This is a genomic window from Campylobacter hyointestinalis subsp. hyointestinalis (assembly GCF_013372145.1).
GTDB lineage: Bacteria > Campylobacterota > Campylobacteria > Campylobacterales > Campylobacteraceae > Campylobacter > Campylobacter hyointestinalis.
Genome location: NZ_CP053827.1, coordinates 1044397 through 1067589, shown reverse-complemented (window position 1 = coordinate 1067589; position 23193 = coordinate 1044397). Strand labels below are relative to the sequence as shown.

Genomic DNA, 23193 nt, shown 5'->3' with positions numbered 1-23193 from the left:
GAGAAATAATGCAGATAAAGAGTTCTAAAACATTTCCGGCAAATCTTCCTGTTATAGTAGAAGATGAGCTATTTTTATATCCTTTTATGATAACCCCATTGTTTTTAAACGATGAGCAAAATTTAAAAGCTCTTGATGTAGCTTTGCAAGAAGGTAGTCAAATTTTAGTCGTTTCATCAAAACCGCAAAATGAAACTATAAGGGATTTTGATGCTTGCTATAATGCTGGAGTCATAGGAAGCGTTATGAGAAAAGTACCGCTTCCAGATGGTAGAGTAAAAATTTTATTTCAAGGAAGTTTAAAAGGTAAGATAACTGAACGAGTAAGCGTAGATCCTATGATAGCTACTGTTGATGTTATTGATGTTCAAAGGCCATCATCTCAAAAAGTAGATGCGCTTTTGAGTGTTTTGAGAGAAAAGGTTAAAAGCTTAAGTCTTTTAAACCATTTTTTCCCGCCAGATCTTCTAAAAACTATAGATGAAAGTATGGAAGCAACTAGAGTTTGTGATCTTATACTAAGCAGTTTAAGGCTAAAAAAAAGTATGGCCTATACTCTTTTTATCGAGGAGAATTTAGAAAACAGAATTCTAAAGATAGTTGATTACATCATAGAAGAGATAGAGGCCTATAAACTCCAAAAAGAGATAAAAACAAAGGTTCATTCTAAAATCGATAAGGTAAATAAAGAATACTTTTTAAAAGAACAGCTAAAAGAGATACAAAAAGAATTAGGCGGCGATAGTAGTCGAGAAGAAGAGATAAGCGAGTATAGAGATAAGCTAGAAGCTAAAAAACCATATATGGGAGAAGACGCTTATAAGGAGATCAAAAAACAGATAGATCGGCTTTCTCGTATGCATCCTGATGGATCTGAGTCTAGTATGACTAGCGGATATCTTGACTGGGCGTTAGACGTGCCATTTGGAAGTTTGGTTAAAAAGAAGCTTGGCGTAAATGACGTAGAAACTCAGCTAGGTAGTGATCATTATGGACTTGAAAAACCAAAAAGACGTATAGTAGAGTATTTTGGGCTTAGAGAACTTTTAGAGCTCAGGGGACTTGCTAGTAAGACAAATAACGGTGTTATTTTATGTTTTGTAGGACCTCCTGGCGTGGGTAAGACAAGCCTTGCAAACTCTATTTCAAAAGCTTTAAAAAGAGAGCTCGTACGTATAGCTTTAGGTGGCCTTGAAGATGTAAATGAGCTAAGAGGTCATCGTCGCACATACATAGGAGCTATGCCAGGACGTATAGCACAAGGGCTTATAGAAGCTAAAAGTATGAACCCAGTAATTGTATTAGACGAGATAGATAAACTAGCAAGATCTTATAAAGGCGATCCTACTGCTGTTTTGCTAGAGATTCTAGATCCAGAGCAAAACTCTAAATTTAGAGATTATTATCTAAATTTTGATATAGATCTTAGCAAAGTTATATTTATAGCTACGGCAAATGACATATCTTTGATACCAGCACCACTTAGGGATAGGATGGAGTTTATACAACTAAATAGCTATACTCCGCAAGAAAAATTTGAGATAGCAAAAAAGTATCTTATTCCTCAAGAGCTAAAAAAACACGGTCTTAAACCAAGTGAAGTTAGTATCACAAAAGACGCTTTAAATTTGATCATCGAAGAGTATACAAGAGAAAGCGGAGTGAGAAATTTAAGACGAAGGATAGCAGATATCTTAAGAAAAGTCGCACTTAAAATTCTTTTAAAAGATAGTGAGAAAGTCAGCGTAACTCCTAAAAATTTAAAAGAGTTCTTAGAGAAAAAAATTTACGAGATAGACAGTGTAGATAAGAAAAATCAAATCGGTATAGTAAATGGACTTGCATGGACTAGTGTCGGCGGAGATGTTTTAAAGATAGAAGCCATAAAAATACGCGGAAAAGGCAGCTTACAAATAACAGGTCAGCTAGGCGACGTGATGAAAGAATCAGCACAAATAGCTTTTAGCCTTATAAAAACATTGATAGATAACAAAACCATAATCATACCAAAAACATTAAATTTCAAAGATGATAAAGGTAAAGAAATAGCAGTTTATAATGCTTATGATCTTCATATCCACGTCCCTGAGGGCGCTACGCCAAAAGACGGACCGAGTGCTGGTATCACGATGAGTACGGCTATAGCTTCAATCTTGAGTAATAAATTTGTAAAAAGCGATGTAGCGATGACTGGAGAGATAACATTAAGCGGAAAAGTTCTTCCTATAGGTGGGCTTAAAGAAAAACTTATAGCTGCATACAAAGCAAAGATCAAAACAGCTTTGATACCGCGTAAAAACTATGATAGAGATTTAGACGAGATCCCAGCTGAGGTCAAAGACAATATGTCGATAATCCCAGTCGATAATATAAATGACGTCTTAGAACACGCGTTAGTAAGATAGACAAAAGCACTTTTATATCCAAATTTAAACGCCTTTTTAAAGGCGTTTATTCTACTTATATTTAATCTGTATTTAAGTTTACTGTAAAATAAATCATTACTTAATTTTTCTTAAAAAATGAACCTACAAAAGTGGAAGTTGCAGGTAAAGAAACCATTTTAGAATCTCCTGATCTAGCAAAGTCTCTTTTAAACGTTAGTGGATTTTCGATGACTAGAAAAGGCGGTGGTGGAAGTGAAATTCTGTATCGCTCACAAGGCGCTGGAAGACTTCCTATATTTATAGATAACTCTTTATTACAAGGAGGATGTGGTGGTAGAATGGATACTACCATCACTTATATATCTCCTGAAAATTATAGATCTGTTAGAATCATCAAAAGGCAACAAGACGTGAGATTTGGTGCTCTTATAAGTGGTGCGGTGCTGTTTGATAGGGATATACTACGTCTTAGCCAAACTACATTTAGCTGAAATTTAAATGTTCTTTATAGTAGTTTTGATAGAAGAGAAACAAGCGTAAATTTACTAGGTGGAAATGAGCTAGGAAGCTTGCAAGCAACTGGTGGAATTTATAAAAGTGGTGATTATAAAGACGGTGATGGAAAAGATGTGCATTCTAGGTATTCAAAAAAGACGGGCGCTCTTATAGCCACATTTACGCCTTTAGATGATACTGCTTTGAGTTTTAGCGCTGATTTTGGAAGTGGAAAAGCAACGTACGCAGATAGGGCTATGGACGGAGTAAAGTTTGATCGTACTTCTTTTGGTATCGGACTAGAGCAAGGCTTTGGTGAGCATCAGCTAAATATGCAAGCTTTTTATCACGAAATAGACCACGTGATGGATAACTTTTCTTTACGACCAAATATCAACAGTGCAACTAGCTATATGTATAATAACCCAAAAAAGAGAGATAAAAGGCATCAGGGCCAAGGGAGTTTTAAATTTTGGAGATATCACCGGATATATAGGTGCATCATATAGCACAGATGAGCATAGTTCAAGAGTAAGCGGTGGCACGTCAAGTGCAGATAAAGCAATAAATTTAGCCTTATCTAAGCCATATACAAAAAATGCCATCATAGACTACACTTCAGGCTTTATGCAAGGCGAGTATATGCAAGATGATTATGGCGTATTTAGTGGTGTTAGGATAGATCATGTCAGTGTAGATAAATATACTTCTGGAAATTTATCTATGACAAGAGATCAAAATCCAGTATCTGCGTTCATCAGATATGAACGTTACCTAGATGCTTTGACTTTATACGCTGGTTTGGGACATGCTCAGAGAATTGCTGATTTTTGGGAGTTTTCAAAAGTAGGCGGTATGGATTTAAATAAAGAAAAAAATAGCCAAATCGACTTAGGAAGCGTACTTAAAGATGATATCTCTGAACTTAGTTTTAATCTTTTTGCTTATAAAATAGACGATTATATAATGCTTGATTATCGCAATACTTCATCAGTTAAAGCTTTTAATACCGATGTTATGATGCTTAGTGGAGAGTTGGACGCTAAAGTACTGCTACAAAATCTATTTAAAATAGGCGGTGGCGCCTCATATACGTACGGAAAAAATTTAAAAAATACAAACGGTTTGAGAGACGGCGATCCATTACCTCAAATTTCACCTCTTGCATTTAGATTTTTAGTTGGACTTGAGCAAAAATCATGGTTTGCTAATGCACAGTTTTATGCAAATGCAGCTCAACATCGCTATAAAGAAGGTTATGGAAATGCTATTGGAAAAGATTTAGGATATAGCAATGATTTTTGGACTATTGGACTATATGGAGGATATAAATATAAAAATTATCAATTCCTAGTCGCAGCTGAAAACTTAAATAATACGCTTTATAGCTATCACAATTCTAAAAATGGAGCAGCAATTTCTACTTTAGATATACCAGCTACTACTAGAGTTTATGAGCCAGGACGAAGCTTTTGGGTAAAATTTAAAGCACATTTCTAAATTTATAAGGATCTTGTATACTATATATCTGATTTTATTTGGTATGCGAGATCATTTACTTCTAAAATCATACTTCATAACTCCATATTTAAGTTATAATAACCTAAATTTAACAAATTTTGCGGGTAAAAATAGGAGATGAAGATACAAAAATACAATCAATAAAATTTATCTTCATTTAAAAATTATTATTATTTAGAGATTATAATTCCTAAATAATAAATTTTATTAGTGAAGGGAAAATATGGCAAACTTATTAAACACTGCTAGTGGTAATCCAGTAGCTGACAACCAAAACAGTTTAACTGCTGGCGCAAGAGGTCCGGTTTTATTACAAGATTATCAACTACTTGAAAAACTTGCATTTCAAAACAGAGAAAGAATTCCGGAAAGAACAGTACATGCAAATGGTAGTGGAGCTTATGGTGAGCTAGAGATCACAGAAGATATATCTAAATTTACAAAAGCTTCTGTTCTTCAAAAAGGTGAAAAAACAAAATTATTCTTAAGATTTTCAACAGTTGCAGGCGAAGCTGGAGCGGCTGATGCTGAAAGAGACGTACGCGGTTTTGCTATCAAATTTTATACAAAAGAGGGCAACTGGGATCTAGTAGGAAATAACACTCCAACATTTTTTATAAAAGATGGTATAAAATTCCCAGACTTCATTCATACTCAAAAAAGAGATCCTAGAACTCATCTAAGATCAAATAACGCAGCATGGGACTTCTGGACTTTAAACCCTGAAACATTACACCAAGTAACTATCCTTATGAGCGATCGTGGAATTCCTGCTAGTTATCGTCATATGCACGGATTTGGCTCTCATACTTATAGTCTTATAAATGCTAAAGGTGAGAGATTTTGGGTTAAATTCCACTTCAAAACTCGCCAAGGTATAAAAAATTTAACAAACGAAGAAGCGGCTAATATAATAGCAAAAGATAGAGAGAGCCACCAAAGAGATCTGTATAATAGCATAGATAAAGGCGATTTTCCAAAATGGGATTTTAAAATACAAATTATGACTGAAGAGCAAGCAAATAACTGTAAATTTAACCCATTTGACTTAACAAAAATTTGGCCTCACGCTGATTATCCGTTAATACCAGTTGGTGTTATGACTTTAAATAAAAACCCTGAAAACTACTTTAACGAAGTAGAGCAAGCAGCATTTAGCCCAAGCAATATAGTTCCTGGTATTAGTTACAGTCCAGATCGTATGCTTCAAGCTAGAATTTTTAGCTATCCAGATGCTCAAAGATATAGAATAGGTGTACATTACCAACAACTAGATGTAAATAAACCTATAGTAGATGTAAATAACTACTATGTTGGCGGATCTATGAATAATGGTAGCTATAAGCAAGAACCACACGCTTATTATGAGCCAAATAGTTTTGGCGGTCCTGCTGAGAGTAAAACTTATCTTGAGCCTAATCTTGCTATAGGTAGCGAGGCAGCAAGGTTTAATCATAGAGATGATATAGCAGATTATTATACTGACGCAAGATCTCTATATAACATTCTTCCAACTGATGAAAAAAATAGACTTTACTCAAATATTGCTGAGAGTATGGATGGAGTAGAGGATTTCATCATAAAAAGAGCTTTGGATCATTTTGAGAAGATCGATATGACTTACGCAGCAGGTGTTAAAGCCGCACTTGAAAAATGCAAATGCTGCTGCTCTAAATAACCATAAAAGCCGTATTTATGCGGCTTTTTAAATTTAAAAGTCTTTTTATAGAAGTTTTTTAAATTTAAAAAAGGAATTATTATGAAAAACACAAATATAACTCCAGAAGAAGAAAAAAGATACGAGGAGCTTTGTGGATATGCTTTTAATTTCGCTAGAAATAATGAAGCAAGTGAGCTCGAAAAGATGATAAACGCAGGGCTTAGTCCAAATTTAAAAAATCATAAAGGTGATAGTTTGCTTATGCTAGCAGCATATAACGGATCATTAGAAGCTACAAAAATGCTTATCCAAAAAGGTGCTAGAGTAGATGAGAGAAACGACAGAGGTCAAACTCCACTTGCTGGAGTATGTTTTAAAGGCAACTTTGAAATGGTAAAACTTTTAGTTGAAAATAGTGCCGATATCGATGCAAATAACGGTATGGGACTTACTCCGTATAGTTTTGCTATAATGTTTGGTAGAAGTGAGATCGCTTCTTATTTACTAAGCAAAAGCAAAAAAAGAAGCATTTTAAAAATAATTGGTGTAAAACTTATTAAACTTTTTAGTAAAAAATCTCACTCGAATTTGCAAGCAGCACTTTAATGCCTTATTTAAAGCCGTTTATGCGGCTTTAAATTCCCTACTTAATCTTACGTTTTTTTAACTTATTTTCTATTTTAAGGAATATTTTTTGCTTGTTATTTTTATCATATGGGAGTAAAAAATGCAAGTAAATAATGATGTTTTATTTGGTATGAACTCAAGTAGTAACGTTTCATCAAAACAAAGCAATGATGAAGATAGTTATTTTGAAAAACTTTTAGAGAGTTTAAAACAAAGCAATAGCTCAGACAGTGATCTTACAAGTATCACAAACACAGAAGAGTTTGCAAACAAACTAAGTGAGCTTGGATCTGCTGCGTTTCTTATAGCTTTTAATCTCGAAAAGATAGAAGCTAAACTAGAAGAAAAAAGAAAAGAGCTTATGTCGGTGCTTGATGTAGAAAATTTAAGCGATGAAGACAAAACAAAAGCACTTGCCAACATAGAAAAAGCTTTGGATAATTATGAAAAAGAGTTACTTGAAAAACTTCGTATCAAAGAACTAGCAGAACAAAAAGAGGATAAAAACCTAGAAAAAGGAAGCTTAAAATCTCTTTTGTCTAGTATATAAAGTGTTTTGGCATATCGATCGATATGCCAAATTTACTTTAGCAAGAGTAGCAAGTCTTAAACTCAAATGGAGTTGGTCTTTGCTCATAAGGCCATACTTGAGTTTCAAATTTATAATGTTGATATGTATCTATAAATAACTCGCTCATTACTCCACTTAGGTATTTGTTGTCACGGATAACTGCTTCAAGACTACCTCTTAGAGTGTGGGGAAGCTGCTCGATGCCGCGCTCTCTGATCTCATCAAGGGTTAGTTCAAACAGATCCTCATCCATAGGACCGACTGGTTCTATCTTGTTTTTTATACCATCAAGTCCAGCCATAAGCATAGCGCTAAAAGCTAGATATGGGCAAGCAGTACTATCAGGGAATCTAAATTCTGCTCTAACACTTTTTTCACCTGCACCATAAGGAATACGACAACTTGCGCTTCTATTTTGGCAAGAGTAAGTTAGAATGCTTGGGGCTTCAAAGCCTGGGATCAATCTCTTATAGCTATTTGTGCTAGGATTTGTAAACGCGGCTACACTTCTAGCGTGTTTTAAAACTCCTCCTATATACCAACGAGCTATATCGCTAAGGTTTGCGTATTCGCCTGCTTTATAAAATAAATTTTTACCGTCTTTCCATATACTTTGATGTACGTGCATACCGCTTCCATTATCGCCATAAAGTGGTTTTGGCATAAATGTAGCTGTTTTGCCATTTAAATGAGCTACCATTTTTACTACGTATTTATAAATTTGAACATTATCTGCAGCTTCTACAAGAGTACCGAATTTGACGCCTATCTCACCTTGTCCTTGAGCGACTTCATGATGAACTACGAAAGTCTCAAGTCCGACTTGCTCAAGTACATTTACCATTTCAGCTCTTAGATCAACCATACTATCTACTGGTTGAACAGGAAAATATCCACCTTTTGCACGTGGGCGGTGACCGGTATTGTAACCATCACTGTACTCTTTAGCGTCATTCCATTCACCTTCTTCAGTATCTACTTCGTACATTGCGCAGTTTTGTTTGTCGATGATACGAACATTATCAAATACGAAGAATTCATTTTCAGGGCCAAAGTAAGCAACGTCGCCTATACCGCTATCTCTTAGATATTGCATTGCTCTTTTAGCTATACTTCTAGGGCATTTTTCGTATAACTCACCTTTATAGATATCATAAACATCACATATTACTATGATAGTGGTATCGGCAGTAAATGGATCTAAAAATGCAGTCTCTACGTCTGGTTTTAGCATCATATCTGATTTATGGATCGGTTGCCAAGCATCTATTGAGCTACCATCAAATGGAAGTCCATTAAATGAGTCTTCGCTCACGGCTTTTATATTATAAGATACGTGATGCCAAGTTCCTTTTAGATCCGTAAAACGAAAATCTACAAATTTGACTTCATTTTCTTTACAAAATTCGAAAAATTCCTTTACATTATTTACAAATTTGCCCATATCGGCTCCTTTAAAATTTAGATTTCGGGAATTATACCATAAAATTTAAATTTTAAGCTTAGTTTTATATTAAAAATATAGTCTTTTTTAAATTTCAATCATTTGTCTATCTCTATTTACAAAAATTGCAGCCTCGCTAAATCCAAATTCTTTTGCTTTTTTCATACTTTTATCCATATTTTGTCCTACTTGAGCTACTTCGTGAGCGTCACTCGAAAAGGTTATAGGTATGTTAAACTCAGCTAACATTTCTAAGATATCATCGCTAGGATATAACTCATTTGCCGGTTTTCTATATCCTGCGCTGTTTAATTCGACTACTAAATTTGCTTTTTTTATCTCTTTTATGGCATTTTTTGCTATGCTTTTTATCTCTTTTGTCGGTTTAAAATTAAATACTTTTATAAGATCTATATGACCTACTATATCAAATTTTCCGCATTTTGCTAAATTCTCTATAGCATTAAAATACTGCTCCCAAATTTGGTTTATATCCTTGTTTTTGTACTCGCCTATAAACTCTGGATTATCAAACCCCCAACCGTTTAAAAAATGTACTGAGCCTATGAGATGATCGCACTTTACGCTAAGAACTCTTTTGTCCATAAATCCTTCTAAAAAATCAACCTCATAGCCAAATAATACTTCCATTTTTCCATCAAATTTAGCCTTGACTTCATCTATCATTTGTTTATAAAGCGACATTTGTTCAAATTTCATTCTGTATTTTTCATCAAATTTCATAGGATTGTGATCGCTAAATCCATAGTATTTACAGCCCATTTCATAGGCTTTTTTGGCATATTGTAGTGGCGTACCTGAAGCGTGATTACAAAGCTCGGTGTGATTGTGTAAGTCTATTAACATCTTTACTCCTTCTGTGGTATTTTAGCAAATTTAAGTTAAAATAATTTATTACCTATATATAGATAAATATCGATAAATTACTGTAAAAAATATTAATGTCGTAATTCAATTTTTAGATAATTTAAGCTAGAATATGCGAATTAAGTTTTAGGAGTTTCTTATGACGCAAGAAGAGTTAGACGCTTTGATGGCTGAAGGCCTAGAAGACGAGCAAAGCGCTGATGAACAAAGCCCATTAAATTTAGATGAGAGCTTAGATACACAAGGTGACACCCAAGAGATCATAGAAGAAGAGTCTAAAGATAGTGAGCCTTTGGAAGAAAAATCGCAAAAAAAAGAAGAATCTTTTGATGAAAATAAAAACTATAGAGTAACTTCAACTGCAGCGTGGCCACCTCCGCCTCCTACTGATGATCACAAAATGGTCAGACAACTAGATGATGTGACAAAAGATAGTGAAGAAAAAGCTACTCAGATGTTTGATAAGCTAGAATCCATAAACAACTTCTTTATGGACGCTGAAAATATCTGCAATGAAGCAAAAGAACTAAATGGTAAAAATATAGAAGTATTTGAAAAACTAACGGCTAAGTTTCCAAATGTTGCAACATTTTCAGATATGTTAGAGTCAAACAAAGAGCTAGGAAACAAATTTGATGACATCATAAGTAACTTACAAATGGGTCAAGATGAAGTCATGATGACTATGGATATGATGCAATATCAAGATATACACCGTCAAAAAATAGAACGTGTTATAAACGTTATGAGAGCTCTTAGCAAATACATGAATAGTCTGTTTGAGGGCAAAGTCGAAGATGAAAAACGTGTAAGTTCTGCTGTGCATATCGAGGGCGATACAACGACTGAAAACGTAGTTAGTAACGAAGATATAGAAGCCCTCATAGAAAGTTTGGGTAAAAAGTGAAAAGACCAGAGCTTCTAAGCCCAGCAGGAAATTTGACAAAACTTCAAATAGCCTTGGCTTATGGTGCAGACGCCGTCTATGCTAGCGTAGGTAGCTTTTCACTTCGTCAAAGAAGTGCTAAAGAGTTTAATCTAGAAAGTTTTGAAGAGGGCGTAAGACTAGCTCATAAACATAATGCTAAATTTTACGCTACTATAAATGGATTTCCATTTAATGGACAAATTGAGCCTTTAAAGCGTCATATCAAAACTATAGCTGAATTTGGTGTAGATGCCTTTATAATCGCAACTCCTGGAGTTATGAGTCTAGCTAAAGAGTTGGCTAGTAATATAGAAGTGCATCTTTCGACTCAAGCAAATGTTATGAACTATCTTGACGCTGAAATTTATCATAAAATGGGAGCTAGCCGCATAGTCGCTGCTCGTGAGATGAGCTTAAAAGACGCAGTTTTGATAAAAGAAAAAATTCCAAACCTTGAGATAGAAATTTTTTGTCATGGCTCTATGTGTTTTGCATATAGTGGCAGATGTCTGATCTCAGCTGTGCAAAGCGGACGACTGAGCAACCGTGGAAGTTGTGCAAATGATTGTAGATTTAAATATGAATTGTATGCTAAAAGCGAAGATAACGGAACACTTTTTAGGCTAGAAGAAGATGAAAATGGGACTCATATAATGAACTCTAAAGATCTAAATTTAGCTACTCATATAGAAAAGATAATGGCAACTGGCGCAATAGATAGCCTAAAGATAGAAGGGCGTACGAAAAGCGAGTATTACGTTGCTTGCACGACAAGAACATATAAAATGGCAATTGAAGACGCGCTTAGCGGTAAATTTAATCCTGATTTGTATGAAACTGAGCTAAATACACTTAAAAATCGTGGTTTTAGCGACGGATATCTGATACATAAACCTTACGAAAGAACAAATACTCAAAATCACGTTTCAAGCTTAGAAGAAGGAACTCATCAAGTCCATGCTATAAGCGAAGATGGAGAGTATTTTAAAACCAAATTTAAAATAACTCCTAATGTTGCCTATGAGGTATTTGCTCCGCTTGATTCAAAGATAAATTTAGGTCAAAATAAGCTTGGAATGGTTTATGAAAAAGACGGCAGATATTTTATGGAATTTACAAAGCTTATAAACAAAAAAGGTAAAGAATTTAGCGAGATCCATAGCGGAAACGAAAACGAGATAAAGCTTCCATTTAGGCTACCTGAGTTTAGTTTTTTGAGGAAAGAAATTTGATTTATAAAAGAGCGACTACTGGGTTTTTAAGGATCTTGAATTTTAAAAAGGCAGTGTTTGCAAAAAACGCAGCTTTTTATAAAAATATTTTAATTTGTAAATACGGATTATAAGGAGAACTATGAAATTTGTTAGTATTATTATGGGAAGCAAGAGTGATTATGAGATCGTAAATGAAGCTGCTAAGATATTAGAAAGTTTTGGCGTTAAATTTGAGATGATTATCAGTTCGGCTCATAGAAGCCCAAAAAGAACTCACGACTATGTTATAGATGCCGATAAAAGAGGTGCTGCAGTATTTATCTGTGCTGCTGGTATGGCAGCTCACCTTGCAGGAGCAGTAGCAGCAAATACAACTAAACCTGTTATCGGCGTACCTATGGGAGGATCTGCCGTAAATGGTGTGGACGCACTGTATTCGACTGTGCAAATGCCAGCAGGTATGCCTGTAGCAACTCTTGCTATAGGAAAAGCTGGAGCAAAAAATGCAGCTTATCTTGCTATGCAAATTTTAGCTTTAAATGATGAAAACTTAAATTCTAAATTATTAGAAGATAGAGAAAAACAAGCAAAAATACTAGAAGAAGACTCTAAAAAGATCGAAGTTTTACTTGGATAAAAAAGGATAAAAATGAAGACCTATCTTGAAATCGATGAATTTTGTAAGCTGGTTCATTTAAATCGTGATGTTGTAGATGATATGATACAAAGAGGCGCTCTTAAGACAAAAAATGAAAACGATAAAGTTTATATCGAGGCAAACGAAGGAACGATGAGTATAGTTCCTAGTTCAAATAATGATGTTACTCTTAGCTTAAATCCTACTTTACCAGGAGAGAGTTTCGTTGAAAAAACCATAGGAACGATTTTAAATTTACATGAAAAAGTTTTAGACGCCAAAGATGAAACGCTTGAGGCTTTGCGAAATGAAAATAAATTTTTAAAAGAAGCGCTTTATTCTATGCAAGATCTTTATGATGAGGATAGAAAAACGGTAGAAACTCTTACAAATCAGCTAAAAATCGCTCAAGATGAAGTTGAGTTTTTAAAAAGAAAATATAAGCTTATGTGGAATAAAGCAGTAGAAAATTTCAAATCCTAAGCTATTGTAAATTTAAATTGACAAAGGAACTTTATGACTTTTAGTGAGATAATACTTACATTACAAACTTATTGGCATGAACAAGGTTGCATCATAGTTCAACCATATGATATGCCTGCTGGTGCTGGAACTTACCATCAAGCAACATTTTTAAGAAGTCTTGGCGATAAACCGTGGAATGTAGCTTACGTAGCGCCGTCTCGTAGACCGACTGATGGAAGATACGGTGAAAATCCAAACCGTCTTGGGAGCTATTATCAGTTTCAAGTTATAATGAAACCAAGCCCTAAAAATATACAAGAGTTGTATTTAAAGAGTTTAGAGCGTTTAGGATTAGACGTAAATAAACACGATATTCGCTTTGTAGAAGACAACTGGGAAAGCCCTACGCTTGGCGCTTGGGGTCTTGGCTGGGAAGTTTGGCTTGATGGTATGGAAGTTACACAATTTACGTATTTTCAACAAGTAGGTGGCATACCTTGTGAGCTAGTTAGCGCAGAAGTTACTTATGGCATAGAGCGTTTGGCTATGTATTTGCAAGATAAACATAACGTGTATGATATAGTTTGGGATGAAAGAGATGGCAAAATCGTCACGTACGGCGACGTGCATAAACAAAGCGAATTTGAATTTAGCAAGTATAACTTCGAGATAGCAGATACTTCTATGCTTTTTAAACATTTTGATGATTATGCTAAAGAGTGTAAAATGATCTTAGAGCAAGGTTTAGCGCTTCCTGCTTATGACTATTGTATGCTAGCAGCTCACACGTTTAACGTGCTTGATGCAAGAGGCGCTATAAGTGTCACTCAAAGGCAAGATTTTATATTAAAGATCAGAGAGCTTGCAAAAGGCTGTGCTATAGCCTATAAAGAGAGTTTAAGCAAGTGAAAATATCTGAAATTTACTCACTTTTAGATAGTTTAGCACCATTTAGCGATCAAGAGAGCTGGGACAACTCCGGGCTTTTGATCGGCTCGTTTGGTGATAATTTTGATGAGATAGTTTTAAGCCTTGATCTAGATACGAATTTGATAAAAAATGCCAAACAAAATACTCTTTTTATAACTCATCATCCATTGATATTTAAGGGTTTAAAGTCTATAAATCCTGATAAATTTCCATCAAATTTGATATCTTTGATGATAAAAAAAGAGATAAAACTTATATCTATGCATACGAATTTTGATCTGCACTTACTAAATAGATATGTTTTAAGCGAAGTGTTGGGATATAAAGATTTTATAAAAGAGGGTTTTATACTTAAATTTGATGTAAATAAGAGCTTTGATGAGTTTGCAAGCGAGATAAGATCTAAGCTAAAACTACCAAATTTAAGAGTAGTCAAAGCAAATTCTTTTATCAAAAATGCTGCGTTTTGCACTGGAAGCGGAGCTGATCTAATAGGTAGTTTTGAAGCCGACTGTTTTATAAGTGGGGATTTTAAGTATCATACAGCCCTTGAAGCATTAGAAAATTCGTTAAGTTTAATAGATATGGGACACTTTGAGAGTGAGCGGTATTTTGGGGATTGTCTGGCGATCCACTTGCAAAAAAATGGACTTTTTGCTACAATCACAAATTCAATCAATCCATTTACATACTACGAAGGAAAATTATGAATCAATACCTTGAACAGCTAGTTACTCTATCGCAAATAGATAAAAAGATAGATGGCTATGCCCCACGCATCGACGATATAAACAGAAGCTTAAATTTAAAAAAAGAAGAGATAGAATCCATAGATAATCAAATAAGCAATACCCTAAATGAAATATCTGAGTTAAAATCTCAAATAGATAGTACAAACGCTCATATATCGGAGTTTAATTTAAAATTAAAAGAAGTCGGTAAAAAAAGCGGTTCTGTAAAAACAGAAAAAGAGATCAAGGCTTTAAATTTAGAAGAAGATCTAGCAAAAGATCAGCTTGAAGCGGCTAATGAAGAGATAGCTAGACTAGAAAGAATCATAGAAACGAAAAAACTCTTTACTACAGAACTAAATGAAAAAAAAGATGCGCTAAATGCGACCCTTGCGGAGTTAGAGAAAGAAACTCTATCTAAGTTAAATGAGCTACAAAATGATAGAAATATGGTTTATGAGCAAAAAGACAAGCTTTTATTAGAAATGAATCAAAAAGTTCTTACTTTTTATGAAAAAATTCGTAAATGGGCTAAGAATACTGCCGTAGTTCCTGTAAAAAAACAAGCTTGTTATGGTTGCTTTATGAAGATAAATGATAAAACTTATGCAAATGTTATTAAAAGTGAAGATATAGTTACTTGCCCTCATTGCGGACGTATTTTATACAAAGATAGCGAGTGATCTATACATTTTTTTGTTTTATAGTCTTATGTGTAGTAGCGCCTTTTTTGGCTCTACTTTGTTTAAGATCGAAATTTAAGCGAAGTATTCCGGCAAGATTTTTTTTAAAAAACAATCCAAAATTTAAAAGTTCAAAATATCATTTTCATGCTTGTAGTTTAGGCGAGGTTTCTAGCATAGAACCCATCGTAAAAGCTTTGGGAGACGCTAGAATTTCTGTTATCACGCAAACTGGTTTTAACAAAGCAACGAGTGTCACTAAAAACGTACGTTTTTTACCATTTGAATGTTTTTTACCGTTTTGGTTTAGTAAATGTGATACTCTGATAGTTTTTGAAGCTGAGCTTTGGCTAAATTTATTTAAATTTGCAAAAATAAGTGGAGCTAGAACCATTCTTCTAAATGCGAGGATAAGCGATAAATCGTATAAATCTTATCTTAGATTTGGATTTTATTATAGATATCTATTTTCTTATGTTGATCTAGTCTTGGCGCAGAGTGATGACGACAAGACTAGACTTGAAAGTCTAGGTGCGAAAAATGTAAAGGTAGTAGGAAATATAAAATCAACAAAACTTCCTAAGCCTACAAAAAACTATGCAAAGCATTTTGAGCGTTCTATCATTATAGCAAGCAGTCATGAAAATGAAGAAAAAAGAATACTTCAAAACTTAAATTTAAAAGATGGCGATCAACTATTTATAGCTCCAAGACATCCTGAGAGATTTGGTAAAGTAGATGTTTTAGCTAAAGATTTCGCTTCTAAATTTGGATTTGGCTATGAAAAGTTTAGCCAAAATTTAGAGTTTAAAAGTAAGATTGTATTGGTTGATACTTTGGGAGAATTGGTAAATTTATATAAAATTTGCGATATTGTTATTTTATGTGGTAGTTTTGAGCCGGGTATCGGTGGACATAATGTGATCGAAGCAGCACAGTTTGGCTGTAAAATCATAAGCGGTAAATTTATAGATAATCAAAAATCTCTTTATGCTAGTATTGATGGTATAAATTTGGCTGATTATAGTGATATTCCTATGCTTTTAGACTCAAATTTAAAGAGTTCTAGCATAAGAAATCCGGCAAATTTTGATGAGATTTTAAAAGAGTTAAAAGGTGAAAAATGAAAGAAGAAAAAGCGTATAAACTACTTGCAAAACAAGAGGGAATTTCAAATAACGAAGCAAAAGATCTCATAGATGCAGGACTTGTGAGTGCGAGAGGAATGAAAGTAGTTTTAGCTAGAGGCTTAGTGAGCGAGACTACGGAATTTAAGATTTCGAGATTTCCTAAACCGGTTAATATTTTTGAAGATGAAAATATAGTAGCGATCAATAAGCCGCCATTTATGACAAGTGAAAAAGTGGCTAGCGAGTTTAAATATCCTCTTTTAAATAGACTAGATAAAGAAACGAGCGGAGTTGTTTTGCTGTATAAAAATGAAGAATTTAGACAAGTCGCCATAAAAGAGTTTGCCACAAATAAAGTAGAAAAAGTGTATTTAGCTATTGTAAAAGGTATTGTTGTGGAGGATTTTAGCGTAGAACTTCCTATTACAACTATAAAAACAAAAAGTGGTGCATTTTCGAAGATAGATCTAAGTAGGGGTAAAACTGCGATAACTCACGTAAGTCCGCTCATGGTAGAAGGAAAGAAATCTCTCATAAAAATAGTCATAGAAACAGGGCGTACTCATCAGATCAGATGTCATTTATCTCACGCCGGTTATGGTGTTGTGGGAGATGAAAAGTATGCAAAAAGTAGCGCAAATAGAATGTATTTACATAGCTATGAAACCTCATTGCTTGGATATAAATTTAGAGCTCATTTAGATAGAAGCTTTTGTGCTTATAGCTTTGAGCCGCCAAAAGAGTTTATGCATAAATAATTCCATTTAATTATTAATTTTAAAAATTAAGTAATATTAAAGAGCAAAAATAGCATAATTGCACGTAATATTTTTTGAAAAAGGATAATAATGAATTTAAAATCATTACTTGTACTGTCATTACTTGCTTCTGTTGCTTCGGCTCATTTTGGTGTAGTTATTCCATCTAATTCTACTATAGATGACCCTAGTCAGGCGAAAGAAAAAATTACATATAAATTTACTCATCCGTTTGAAGGAATGATGATGAATTTAGATAAGCCAATTGAAGCTGGAGTTTTTGTAAATGGAAAAAAAGAAATTATTTCAAATTTAGTAGAAAAAAAAGATGGTAAAATGAGCTATTATGAAGCCGAATATAATGTTAAAAATCCTGGAATTTATCAATTTTATATGGATCCAAAACCTTATTTTGAACCTGCTGAAAATATATTTATAAGACATATAACAAAAACAGTGGTTGATGCTTATGGATACGGCGAAGGCTGGGATGAACAAATAGGGCTAAAAACAGAAATTATTCCACTTACTAGACCTTATGCGCTTTATAAAGGAAATATATTTTCAGGCAAGGTTTTATACAAAGGGAAACCTGCTAAAAACAGCATCGTTGAAGTAGAATATTTAAATTTAAAAGGACTAAAGGCTCCTGGCGAGGACTATATAACCCAAGAAGTCAAAACAAACGAATTCGGAGAGTTTAGTTTTGCTATGCCCCTTGCTGGATGGTGGGGATTTTCTGCTTTGAGCCAGGACGATGAAAAGATAAAAAAAGACGGTAAAGATTATCCTGTGGAGATCGGAGCTGTTATCTGGGTAGAAACTAAGGATTATAAATAATGCATATTAGCGAAGGTGTTTTAAAACCAGAAATCATTATTCCAGCAGCGGTTGTTGCTGGAATTTGGGTGGTATATCTTTTGTATAAATTGAATTTTAAAGATATTCCTAAAATCGCTTGTATGAGTGCTATATTTTTTGTAGCATCTTTTATACATGTTCCATTGGGGCCGACATCGATACATTTGATATTAGGTGGTTTAGTTGGTGCATTTTTGTGTGTAAATGCAATGCTTGCTATATTTGTAGGGCTTTTGCTTCAAGCACTGTTTTTTGGATATGGAGGTATAAGCGTTTTGGGTGTAAATTTACTTATGATAGGTACGCCCGCTATACTTGGTAGATATTTTGTAAAACTATCTCTTAAAGAGTGTAAACATCAAAGAGTGTATCAATCTATATGTTGGTTTCTTGTTGGATTCGTTTCACTTTTGGTTTCAGCGCTTGTTCTAAGTATAATTTTAGTTTTAAATGGTAAAGAATTCTTTGCGATAGCAGGGCTTGCTTTAGCTTCAAATTTAGTTTTAATGGTTATAGAAGGCATAATAAGCTTATTTGCTATAAGTTTTATTTATAAGGTAAATAGGGGGCTACTGAATTGATAAAATTATTTTTAGTATTTTTGTTAAGTGTAGTTGCAAATGCTCATTCTTTGAAAGTTTTTGCTGATGAAGATGGTGATTTTGTAGTTATCAAAAGCTATTTTTATGGAAATTCTCCTTGCAATGGCTGTAATGTTGATATTATTAAAGATGGTAAAATTATACAAAATACAAAAACAGATGAGAACGGTACTGCTAGAGTTAAGTTAATGATGAATGAATTTGATATTTTAGTTGATGGTTCTCTTGCCCATGAAAAAAGAATAACATTTTCTACAGATAAAAACATTACTATTGCCAATCAAGATGATAGCGATCTAACGTATACAATAAAAATAATCGGCTGTATACTTGGACTTATTATATTTTTTGGAATTTTGTATTTTATAAAAAGAAAATGATAAACTCATCAATATCTATACTGTGTTTTACTATTTTTAGTTTTTTTGTAGCACTTAGCAGTGAAATTTACTTAACGTATTTTTTACCGCTTATTTTTTTAAATTTAATAAAATTCAGATATTTTTTTGAGATCTTAAAGAGACTGTTTTTTCTAAATTTCTTTATAATCTTAGTTATTATAAGTGTACTTTTATCAGATAATTCTCATTTGGCATTGCTTATATTTATACGTTCAAATTTGATTATTTTATTTGGACTGTTGCTATTTCATAAAATGGACTCGTATGGTATAGCTTCTGGTATATCGAGTCTTGGGCTTGGGAGCAAGATCAGCTATCTGTTTTATTTTTGTATTAGATTTATACAGATAGGCAAAAGAGATTTTTATAAGTTAAAATGTACTTTAAAAATCAGAGCTTTTAAGCATAAAACTTCTATTTTTACATATCAAACGTATGCGAATTTGGTTGCTATGTTGTTTTTGAGTGCATTTAAAAAATCACAAATGTTAGAAAAAACAATGCAAGCAAGAGGATTTAACGGTAAATTCTATAAATTTGAAGACAAGATCAGGCTGGGGTTTTATGATATTTTACTTATGATTTTAGTCTTGATCTCGGTAATTTTTAAACAAGGAATAATAATTTGAGCTGTTCGGTAAATCTTAGATGTATAAAAGCTAAAATCGGCGATAGGATTTTGTTCGATAACCTAAATTTAAATCTTTTACATAAAGAAAAAATCGCCATCATAGGCTCAAATGGTTCTGGTAAATCAACGCTGCTTGAGATAATAGGCGGTCTTAAGATGCCTTGTGGCGGTAGTGTGGAGATATTTCACGAGTCTATGAAGAGTTTAGAAGATTTTCAAAAATATAGAAATTTGATCGGGTTTTTGTTTCAAAATAGCGATGATCAGTTTATCGCGCCGAGCGTCATAGAAGATGTAGCTTTTAGTCTTCTAACAAGAGGAACAAGTAAAGATGAGGCTAGAAAAAGAGCTGAGTTTGTACTAGCAGAACTTGGAATTTTGCACTTGAAAAATGAGATAGTTTTTTATCTCTCAGGAGGTGAAAAAAAGCTTGTAGCATTAGCTGGAGTTTTGATAGCTCAGCCTAAAATCCTTTTGCTTGATGAGCCAACGACTGCGCTTGATTATGAAATGCAGATAAAAGTAGCAAGCATACTTGGCAGCTTAGATATAGCTCAGATCATTGTTTCACACGATAAAGAATTTATAAATAAAGTAGTAGATAAGGTATATTTTTTGACTAAAGGCGGGTTGAGTTTGGAAGCTTAACCAAACTCTATTTGTGAATTATTTTTTCTTAAATGGACAACTTTGTTTTCCTATCATTCTATGGATCGGACAAAAACCAACTAGTCCAGTTATGAGTGGCACCAAACCTAGTAAAGCCCACCAACTAGCATAGAAATACCATATTCCAGCTATTATTAAAACGCCTACTACTACTCTTAAAACTCTTTCAAATTTACACATATTTTCTCCTTAATTTTTTATAATTATAGCTGAATTTCAAATTTTATCTATTATTATTGTATTCTATATTAAATTTGAAATTTATAGATCAAAGCCCATTAAAAATGAACTTGAGCATATATCAAGCTTCAGATATGATTTTAGTAATGTATCTTAATGCTATTGCTTCTTTTGCCATCTACTGTAGATTGGCATGATTTATATGCCAGGATGGACAAGCCTTACAACCTTGATAGAAATTTTTTCTATCTTATCTTGAGAAAATCCATTTGCAAAGGTAACTGCAGCCAAAAACCATATAAAAAAAATGATTTTTTCATATCAAATTCTTCATTATGGATTTTGGCAGATCAAACCCTTAAATCAACTATCAGTAATAATAAATAAATTTAAACTTTTTCAAATTTAAAAGATTATTTTACTCTTAGTTGCGTAAATTTGTAACATTAAAAAACGATTATTAGTCACAGAAGCACTGTTTAAATTTTCAAATTTATGCACTTTTTTTTCTCATAAATTTATATATCGGACAACCATAAACAGCCGTAAGCAAAGGCCATAGTCCTATTAGCCACCACCAGCTTTGACATACAAATCCAAATATAAAAAATATAACCGCTGCTATAAATAATCTAATTGTTTTATCTAAATTTTTCATCTTTTTTCCTTATACTAGTCCTCTAAGCATACCTTGCATTACCATTGGTTTAAATAAATTTAATTTTATAAACCAGTTAAGATAACTCTCCCTTGTAGCACTAAAGCAAGGCATAGAAGGCGTAGGCTTTTTGCTCCAGTTAAACTCTACCATGACGGCTTTTCCATACCTTGTCACAAGAGGACAAGCTGTGTATCCATCATATTTTTCGCTTGGTTCTAGACCTTTTATTACATTTATCAAATTTGTTGCTAGTTTAGGATACATTTTTCTGATACTAGCTCCAGTTTTTCCGTTAGGAAAGCCACATATATCGCCGATAGCAAAGATGTTTTTAAATTGCGTTGATTGGAGCGTTTCTTTATTTACACTTATCCAGTTTCCATCTGTATCGCCATTTGTCACGCTAAGACCAGCTTCTTTATACATAAGTGCCGCCCTTTGTCTTGGGACAACATGAAGCCAGTCAAATTTTGCTTCTATTTGCTCTGTTACTATTTTGTTTTGTCCGTTTTCTTTGTATTTCATAGTATGTTCGAATATGGCTGTATTTCTTGCCTTATCTACTGCTATTATTTGATGATTTAGTTTGTAGTTTATATCCCTTTGCTCAAACATTTGCTCCATTACCTTAGCATAGACAGAAGATGAAAATGTTTTTGCTCCTCCGCTATATAGGTTTATAGATACCTTATCTCTATTATTTGCTAACCTTGCTCTATCTTCGCTAAGCATCATTACTTTTTTATTTACGCCACTGCATTTCATAGGCGTTTTATTTTCACAAAATAGACCAACTCCGCCTTTATTTGCTAGTTTTTGCATAAGCTCATTTGTCTTTATGGAGCTATTTAGCAGATACACAGAGCTGATATTTGTATCATTTAGCACATCTTCATTTTTCAAGCCTTGTATCGTCTCAAAGTCATACTCAACCCCAGTAGCTAATACAAGATAATCATAGCTATGATTTGTTCCATCTTGAAATCTTACTATATTTGTGCTTGGGGATAGAGAAATCACATTTTGCTTTATCCACTCTACGCCATCTGGGATATAATCTGACTTTTGAAATACCACATCATCAGTGGTGTAAATCCCAGCTGCTATGAGAGTAAATCCAGGCTGATAGTAAAATATCTCATCCTTATCAACCAAGGTTATCTTAGCATTTGGCAGCTCACTTCTTAGCCTTGCAGCTAAGGATATGCCAGCAAGACCTGCTCCTATGATTAGAATTCTTGATTTTATGCTTTTGTTTTCGGCTATTTGCTGTGCGTTTAGAGATGTCGTAGCACTTAGAGCAACTGTAGTAGCTGCAAAGAGTTTTAGAGCATCTCTTCTATTTAAATCAGCCATTTTCAATCCTTTTTTTTGGTTTGGTTTGACAATAATAGTTGATTTAAATGATTTTTTCAGTAACATTATCACTAAAATAGTGCTATTTGATTATTATTTGATTTCGTAGAAGCTTTATGCTTCCAGTTTTTTCCATCTCTTTTAGAATTCTAGATACAGCCTCTCTAGCACTTCCTAGATGCCTAGCTATCTCTTCGTGGGTTAGATTTAGCTCTTTATTTACTGCATTTTCTTGCAAAAAATCTTGAATTCGCTTAGATAGTGGTAAAAAAAGTGCTTGTTGCATTACAAACACGCTATTTGCAAATCTTTTTGATAGAAGTTCTAGCACATAGTTTGATAGCTTTATATATTTTTGTTTGAGATTAGAAAAGACTTTAGCTGGAATGACTAGTAGGCATAGCCCATCTTTTGCCTCTAGGCTTATCTCAAGTTGCAACGAGTCTGATATACAGCTTGAGCAAAGTATGCACTCATCATCTTGTTTTAGGTTAAAAATCGTTATCTCTTTAGCATTTTGTGATAGTATAAAGGCTCTTAAGCTTCCGCTTTTTACGATGACAAAGCCATAACATTTTTTCTTATTTTGATATATTATTTCATTTTTGTCAAAACTACTATAATAAGCGTTTTCTTCTATGAGTTTTATGTCTTCTTGACTAATATCAAACGATTTAAATTTATCTCTAATCATCAATTTGTCAGTATTATCTATCAAAATTCACCTACTAAATTTGATATTTGTGTGATTTTATCACAGAAA

Annotated in this window: 25 protein-coding genes and 2 pseudogenes; 21 read left to right on the top strand and 6 right to left on the bottom strand. The window is 33.6% G+C overall.

Annotated elements, in window-relative coordinates:
• The first annotated feature begins 8 nt into the window (after positions 1-8).
• The 7 genes and pseudogenes from lon (at position 9) to CHHT_RS05605 (ending at position 7240) form a co-directional block, all read left to right on the top strand.
• Positions 9-2405 (top strand): endopeptidase La, encoded by a 2397-nt coding sequence (gene lon, locus CHHT_RS05635; protein ID WP_034960897.1) that lies wholly within the window; start codon positions 9-11, stop codon positions 2403-2405.
• A gap of 128 nt (positions 2406-2533) precedes the next feature.
• Positions 2534-2878: pseudogene (locus tag CHHT_RS05630) on the top strand (TonB-dependent receptor plug domain-containing protein); the annotation flags it as partial.
• Positions 2879-2956: 78 nt separating this feature from the next.
• Positions 2957-3391, top strand: coding sequence for a hypothetical protein (locus CHHT_RS05625; RefSeq protein ID WP_034960903.1), 435 nt, complete (start codon positions 2957-2959; stop codon positions 3389-3391).
• The gene (locus CHHT_RS05620; protein ID WP_159428479.1) at positions 3282-4382 is read left to right on the top strand and encodes a TonB-dependent receptor domain-containing protein; all 1101 of its coding nucleotides are present in this window, start codon (positions 3282-3284) and stop codon (positions 4380-4382) included. Before CHHT_RS05625 ends, CHHT_RS05620 begins: the two co-directional genes overlap by 110 nt.
• A 244-nt stretch (positions 4383-4626) precedes the next feature.
• Positions 4627-6081: a catalase gene (locus CHHT_RS05615; RefSeq protein WP_034960906.1), complete on the top strand. Its 1455-nt coding sequence runs from the start codon at positions 4627-4629 to the stop codon at positions 6079-6081.
• Between the two features lie 81 nt (positions 6082-6162).
• Positions 6163-6669: an ankyrin repeat domain-containing protein gene (locus tag CHHT_RS05610; RefSeq protein ID WP_034960908.1), complete on the top strand. Its 507-nt coding sequence runs from the start codon at positions 6163-6165 to the stop codon at positions 6667-6669.
• 121 nt (positions 6670-6790) lie between these two features.
• The gene (locus tag CHHT_RS05605; protein ID WP_034960910.1) at positions 6791-7240 is read left to right on the top strand and encodes a hypothetical protein; all 450 of its coding nucleotides are present in this window, start codon (positions 6791-6793) and stop codon (positions 7238-7240) included.
• A 37-nt stretch (positions 7241-7277) separates the two neighbouring features.
• Here the strand turns inward: CHHT_RS05605 and glnA are convergent, their stop codons facing one another.
• On the bottom strand, positions 7278-8705 hold the full coding sequence (gene glnA, locus CHHT_RS05600; protein ID WP_034960912.1) for a type I glutamate--ammonia ligase: 1428 nt from the start codon (positions 8703-8705) through the stop codon (positions 7278-7280).
• Between the two features lie 87 nt (positions 8706-8792).
• A complete protein-coding gene (locus CHHT_RS05595; protein WP_034960914.1) occupies positions 8793-9572 on the bottom strand; it encodes a histidinol-phosphatase in 780 nt (259 codons plus the stop codon).
• Between the two features lie 160 nt (positions 9573-9732).
• Between CHHT_RS05595 and CHHT_RS05590 the strand changes: the two genes are divergently transcribed.
• From CHHT_RS05590 to CHHT_RS05525, 14 genes and pseudogenes are all read left to right on the top strand, one after another.
• Positions 9733-10500, top strand: a complete 768-nt coding sequence (locus CHHT_RS05590; RefSeq protein ID WP_059425652.1) for a hypothetical protein — start codon at positions 9733-9735, stop codon at positions 10498-10500.
• Positions 10497-11753 carry a peptidase U32 family protein gene (locus CHHT_RS05585; protein ID WP_034960916.1) on the top strand — a complete coding sequence of 419 codons (1257 nt, stop codon included), beginning with the start codon at positions 10497-10499 and terminating at the stop codon, positions 11751-11753. The genes CHHT_RS05590 and CHHT_RS05585 overlap by 4 nt, the downstream gene beginning before the upstream one ends.
• 121 nt (positions 11754-11874) lie before the next feature.
• Entirely contained in the window at positions 11875-12372 is a 498-nt protein-coding gene (gene purE, locus CHHT_RS05580; protein WP_034960918.1) for a 5-(carboxyamino)imidazole ribonucleotide mutase, read from the top strand.
• Between the two features lie 12 nt (positions 12373-12384).
• Positions 12385-12855: a DUF3972 domain-containing protein gene (locus CHHT_RS05575; RefSeq protein ID WP_034960920.1), complete on the top strand. Its 471-nt coding sequence runs from the start codon at positions 12385-12387 to the stop codon at positions 12853-12855.
• 33 nt (positions 12856-12888) lie between these two features.
• Positions 12889-13746 carry a glycine--tRNA ligase subunit alpha gene (gene glyQ / locus CHHT_RS05570; RefSeq protein WP_034960923.1) on the top strand — a complete coding sequence of 286 codons (858 nt, stop codon included), beginning with the start codon at positions 12889-12891 and terminating at the stop codon, positions 13744-13746.
• Positions 13743-14477: a Nif3-like dinuclear metal center hexameric protein gene (locus tag CHHT_RS05565; protein WP_034960925.1), complete on the top strand. Its 735-nt coding sequence runs from the start codon at positions 13743-13745 to the stop codon at positions 14475-14477. Before glyQ ends, CHHT_RS05565 begins: the two co-directional genes overlap by 4 nt.
• Positions 14478-14656: 179 nt before the next feature.
• Positions 14657-15181, top strand: a pseudogene (locus tag CHHT_RS05560) (zinc ribbon domain-containing protein); the annotation flags it as partial.
• On the top strand, positions 15178-16308 hold the full coding sequence (gene waaA / locus CHHT_RS05555; RefSeq protein ID WP_051663671.1) for a lipid IV(A) 3-deoxy-D-manno-octulosonic acid transferase: 1131 nt from the start codon (positions 15178-15180) through the stop codon (positions 16306-16308). The pseudogene CHHT_RS05560 and the gene waaA, both read left to right, overlap by 4 nt.
• Entirely contained in the window at positions 16305-17069 is a 765-nt protein-coding gene (locus tag CHHT_RS05550; protein ID WP_034960929.1) for a pseudouridine synthase family protein, read from the top strand. Before waaA ends, CHHT_RS05550 begins: the two co-directional genes overlap by 4 nt.
• 90 nt (positions 17070-17159) lie before the next feature.
• Positions 17160-17909, top strand: coding sequence for a DUF4198 domain-containing protein (locus CHHT_RS05545; protein WP_034960931.1), 750 nt, complete (start codon positions 17160-17162; stop codon positions 17907-17909).
• A complete protein-coding gene (gene cbiM / locus CHHT_RS05540) occupies positions 17909-18511 on the top strand; it encodes a cobalt transporter CbiM (protein ID WP_034960934.1) in 603 nt (200 codons plus the stop codon). The genes CHHT_RS05545 and cbiM overlap by 1 nt, the downstream gene beginning before the upstream one ends.
• Before the next feature lie 20 nt (positions 18512-18531).
• Positions 18532-18912 carry a hypothetical protein gene (locus CHHT_RS05535; RefSeq protein WP_167540845.1) on the top strand — a complete coding sequence of 127 codons (381 nt, stop codon included), beginning with the start codon at positions 18532-18534 and terminating at the stop codon, positions 18910-18912.
• The gene (locus tag CHHT_RS05530) at positions 18909-19562 is read left to right on the top strand and encodes a CbiQ family ECF transporter T component (RefSeq protein WP_051663672.1); all 654 of its coding nucleotides are present in this window, start codon (positions 18909-18911) and stop codon (positions 19560-19562) included. Before CHHT_RS05535 ends, CHHT_RS05530 begins: the two co-directional genes overlap by 4 nt.
• On the top strand, positions 19559-20212 hold the full coding sequence (locus CHHT_RS05525) for an energy-coupling factor ABC transporter ATP-binding protein (protein ID WP_034960939.1): 654 nt from the start codon (positions 19559-19561) through the stop codon (positions 20210-20212). Before CHHT_RS05530 ends, CHHT_RS05525 begins: the two co-directional genes overlap by 4 nt.
• A gap of 18 nt (positions 20213-20230) precedes the next feature.
• Here CHHT_RS05525 and CHHT_RS05520 read toward each other — a convergent pair whose 3' ends face one another.
• The 4 genes from CHHT_RS05520 to CHHT_RS05505 form a co-directional block, all read right to left on the bottom strand.
• Complete coding sequence (locus CHHT_RS05520) at positions 20231-20413, bottom strand: YgaP family membrane protein (protein ID WP_034960941.1); 183 nt, start codon at positions 20411-20413, stop codon at positions 20231-20233.
• 493 nt (positions 20414-20906) lie between these two features.
• A complete protein-coding gene (locus CHHT_RS05515) occupies positions 20907-21071 on the bottom strand; it encodes a YgaP family membrane protein (protein ID WP_074898768.1) in 165 nt (54 codons plus the stop codon).
• Between the two features lie 9 nt (positions 21072-21080).
• Entirely contained in the window at positions 21081-22430 is a 1350-nt protein-coding gene (locus CHHT_RS05510) for an NAD(P)/FAD-dependent oxidoreductase (protein WP_034960943.1), read from the bottom strand.
• An 82-nt stretch (positions 22431-22512) separates the two neighbouring features.
• A complete protein-coding gene (locus CHHT_RS05505) occupies positions 22513-23148 on the bottom strand; it encodes a Crp/Fnr family transcriptional regulator (RefSeq protein WP_232051107.1) in 636 nt (211 codons plus the stop codon).
• Positions 23149-23193: the final 45 nt, after the last annotated feature.

Bases quoted from the DNA above. Each gene is read 5' to 3' on its own strand.
- CHHT_RS05615 (WP_034960906.1), top strand. From the start codon at position 4,627: ATGGCAAACTTATTAAACACTGCTAGTGGTAATCCAGTAGCTGACAAC.
- purE (WP_034960918.1), top strand. From the start codon at position 11,875: ATGAAATTTGTTAGTATTATTATGGGAAGCAAGAGTGATTATGAGATC.
- glyQ (WP_034960923.1), top strand. From the start codon at position 12,889: ATGACTTTTAGTGAGATAATACTTACATTACAAACTTATTGGCATGAA.
- lon (WP_034960897.1), top strand. From the start codon at position 9: ATGCAGATAAAGAGTTCTAAAACATTTCCGGCAAATCTTCCTGTTATA.
- CHHT_RS05515 (WP_074898768.1), bottom strand. From the start codon at position 21,071: ATGAAAAATTTAGATAAAACAATTAGATTATTTATAGCAGCGGTTATA.
- CHHT_RS05510 (WP_034960943.1), bottom strand. From the start codon at position 22,430: ATGGCTGATTTAAATAGAAGAGATGCTCTAAAACTCTTTGCAGCTACT.
- CHHT_RS05575 (WP_034960920.1), top strand. From the start codon at position 12,385: ATGAAGACCTATCTTGAAATCGATGAATTTTGTAAGCTGGTTCATTTA.
- cbiM (WP_034960934.1), top strand. From the start codon at position 17,909: ATGCATATTAGCGAAGGTGTTTTAAAACCAGAAATCATTATTCCAGCA.
- CHHT_RS05530 (WP_051663672.1), top strand. From the start codon at position 18,909: ATGATAAACTCATCAATATCTATACTGTGTTTTACTATTTTTAGTTTT.
- CHHT_RS05545 (WP_034960931.1), top strand. From the start codon at position 17,160: ATGAATTTAAAATCATTACTTGTACTGTCATTACTTGCTTCTGTTGCT.
- CHHT_RS05550 (WP_034960929.1), top strand. From the start codon at position 16,305: ATGAAAGAAGAAAAAGCGTATAAACTACTTGCAAAACAAGAGGGAATT.
- CHHT_RS05605 (WP_034960910.1), top strand. From the start codon at position 6,791: ATGCAAGTAAATAATGATGTTTTATTTGGTATGAACTCAAGTAGTAAC.
- CHHT_RS05590 (WP_059425652.1), top strand. From the start codon at position 9,733: ATGACGCAAGAAGAGTTAGACGCTTTGATGGCTGAAGGCCTAGAAGAC.
- CHHT_RS05520 (WP_034960941.1), bottom strand. From the start codon at position 20,413: ATGTGTAAATTTGAAAGAGTTTTAAGAGTAGTAGTAGGCGTTTTAATA.
- CHHT_RS05595 (WP_034960914.1), bottom strand. From the start codon at position 9,572: ATGTTAATAGACTTACACAATCACACCGAGCTTTGTAATCACGCTTCA.
- glnA (WP_034960912.1), bottom strand. From the start codon at position 8,705: ATGGGCAAATTTGTAAATAATGTAAAGGAATTTTTCGAATTTTGTAAA.
- CHHT_RS05610 (WP_034960908.1), top strand. From the start codon at position 6,163: ATGAAAAACACAAATATAACTCCAGAAGAAGAAAAAAGATACGAGGAG.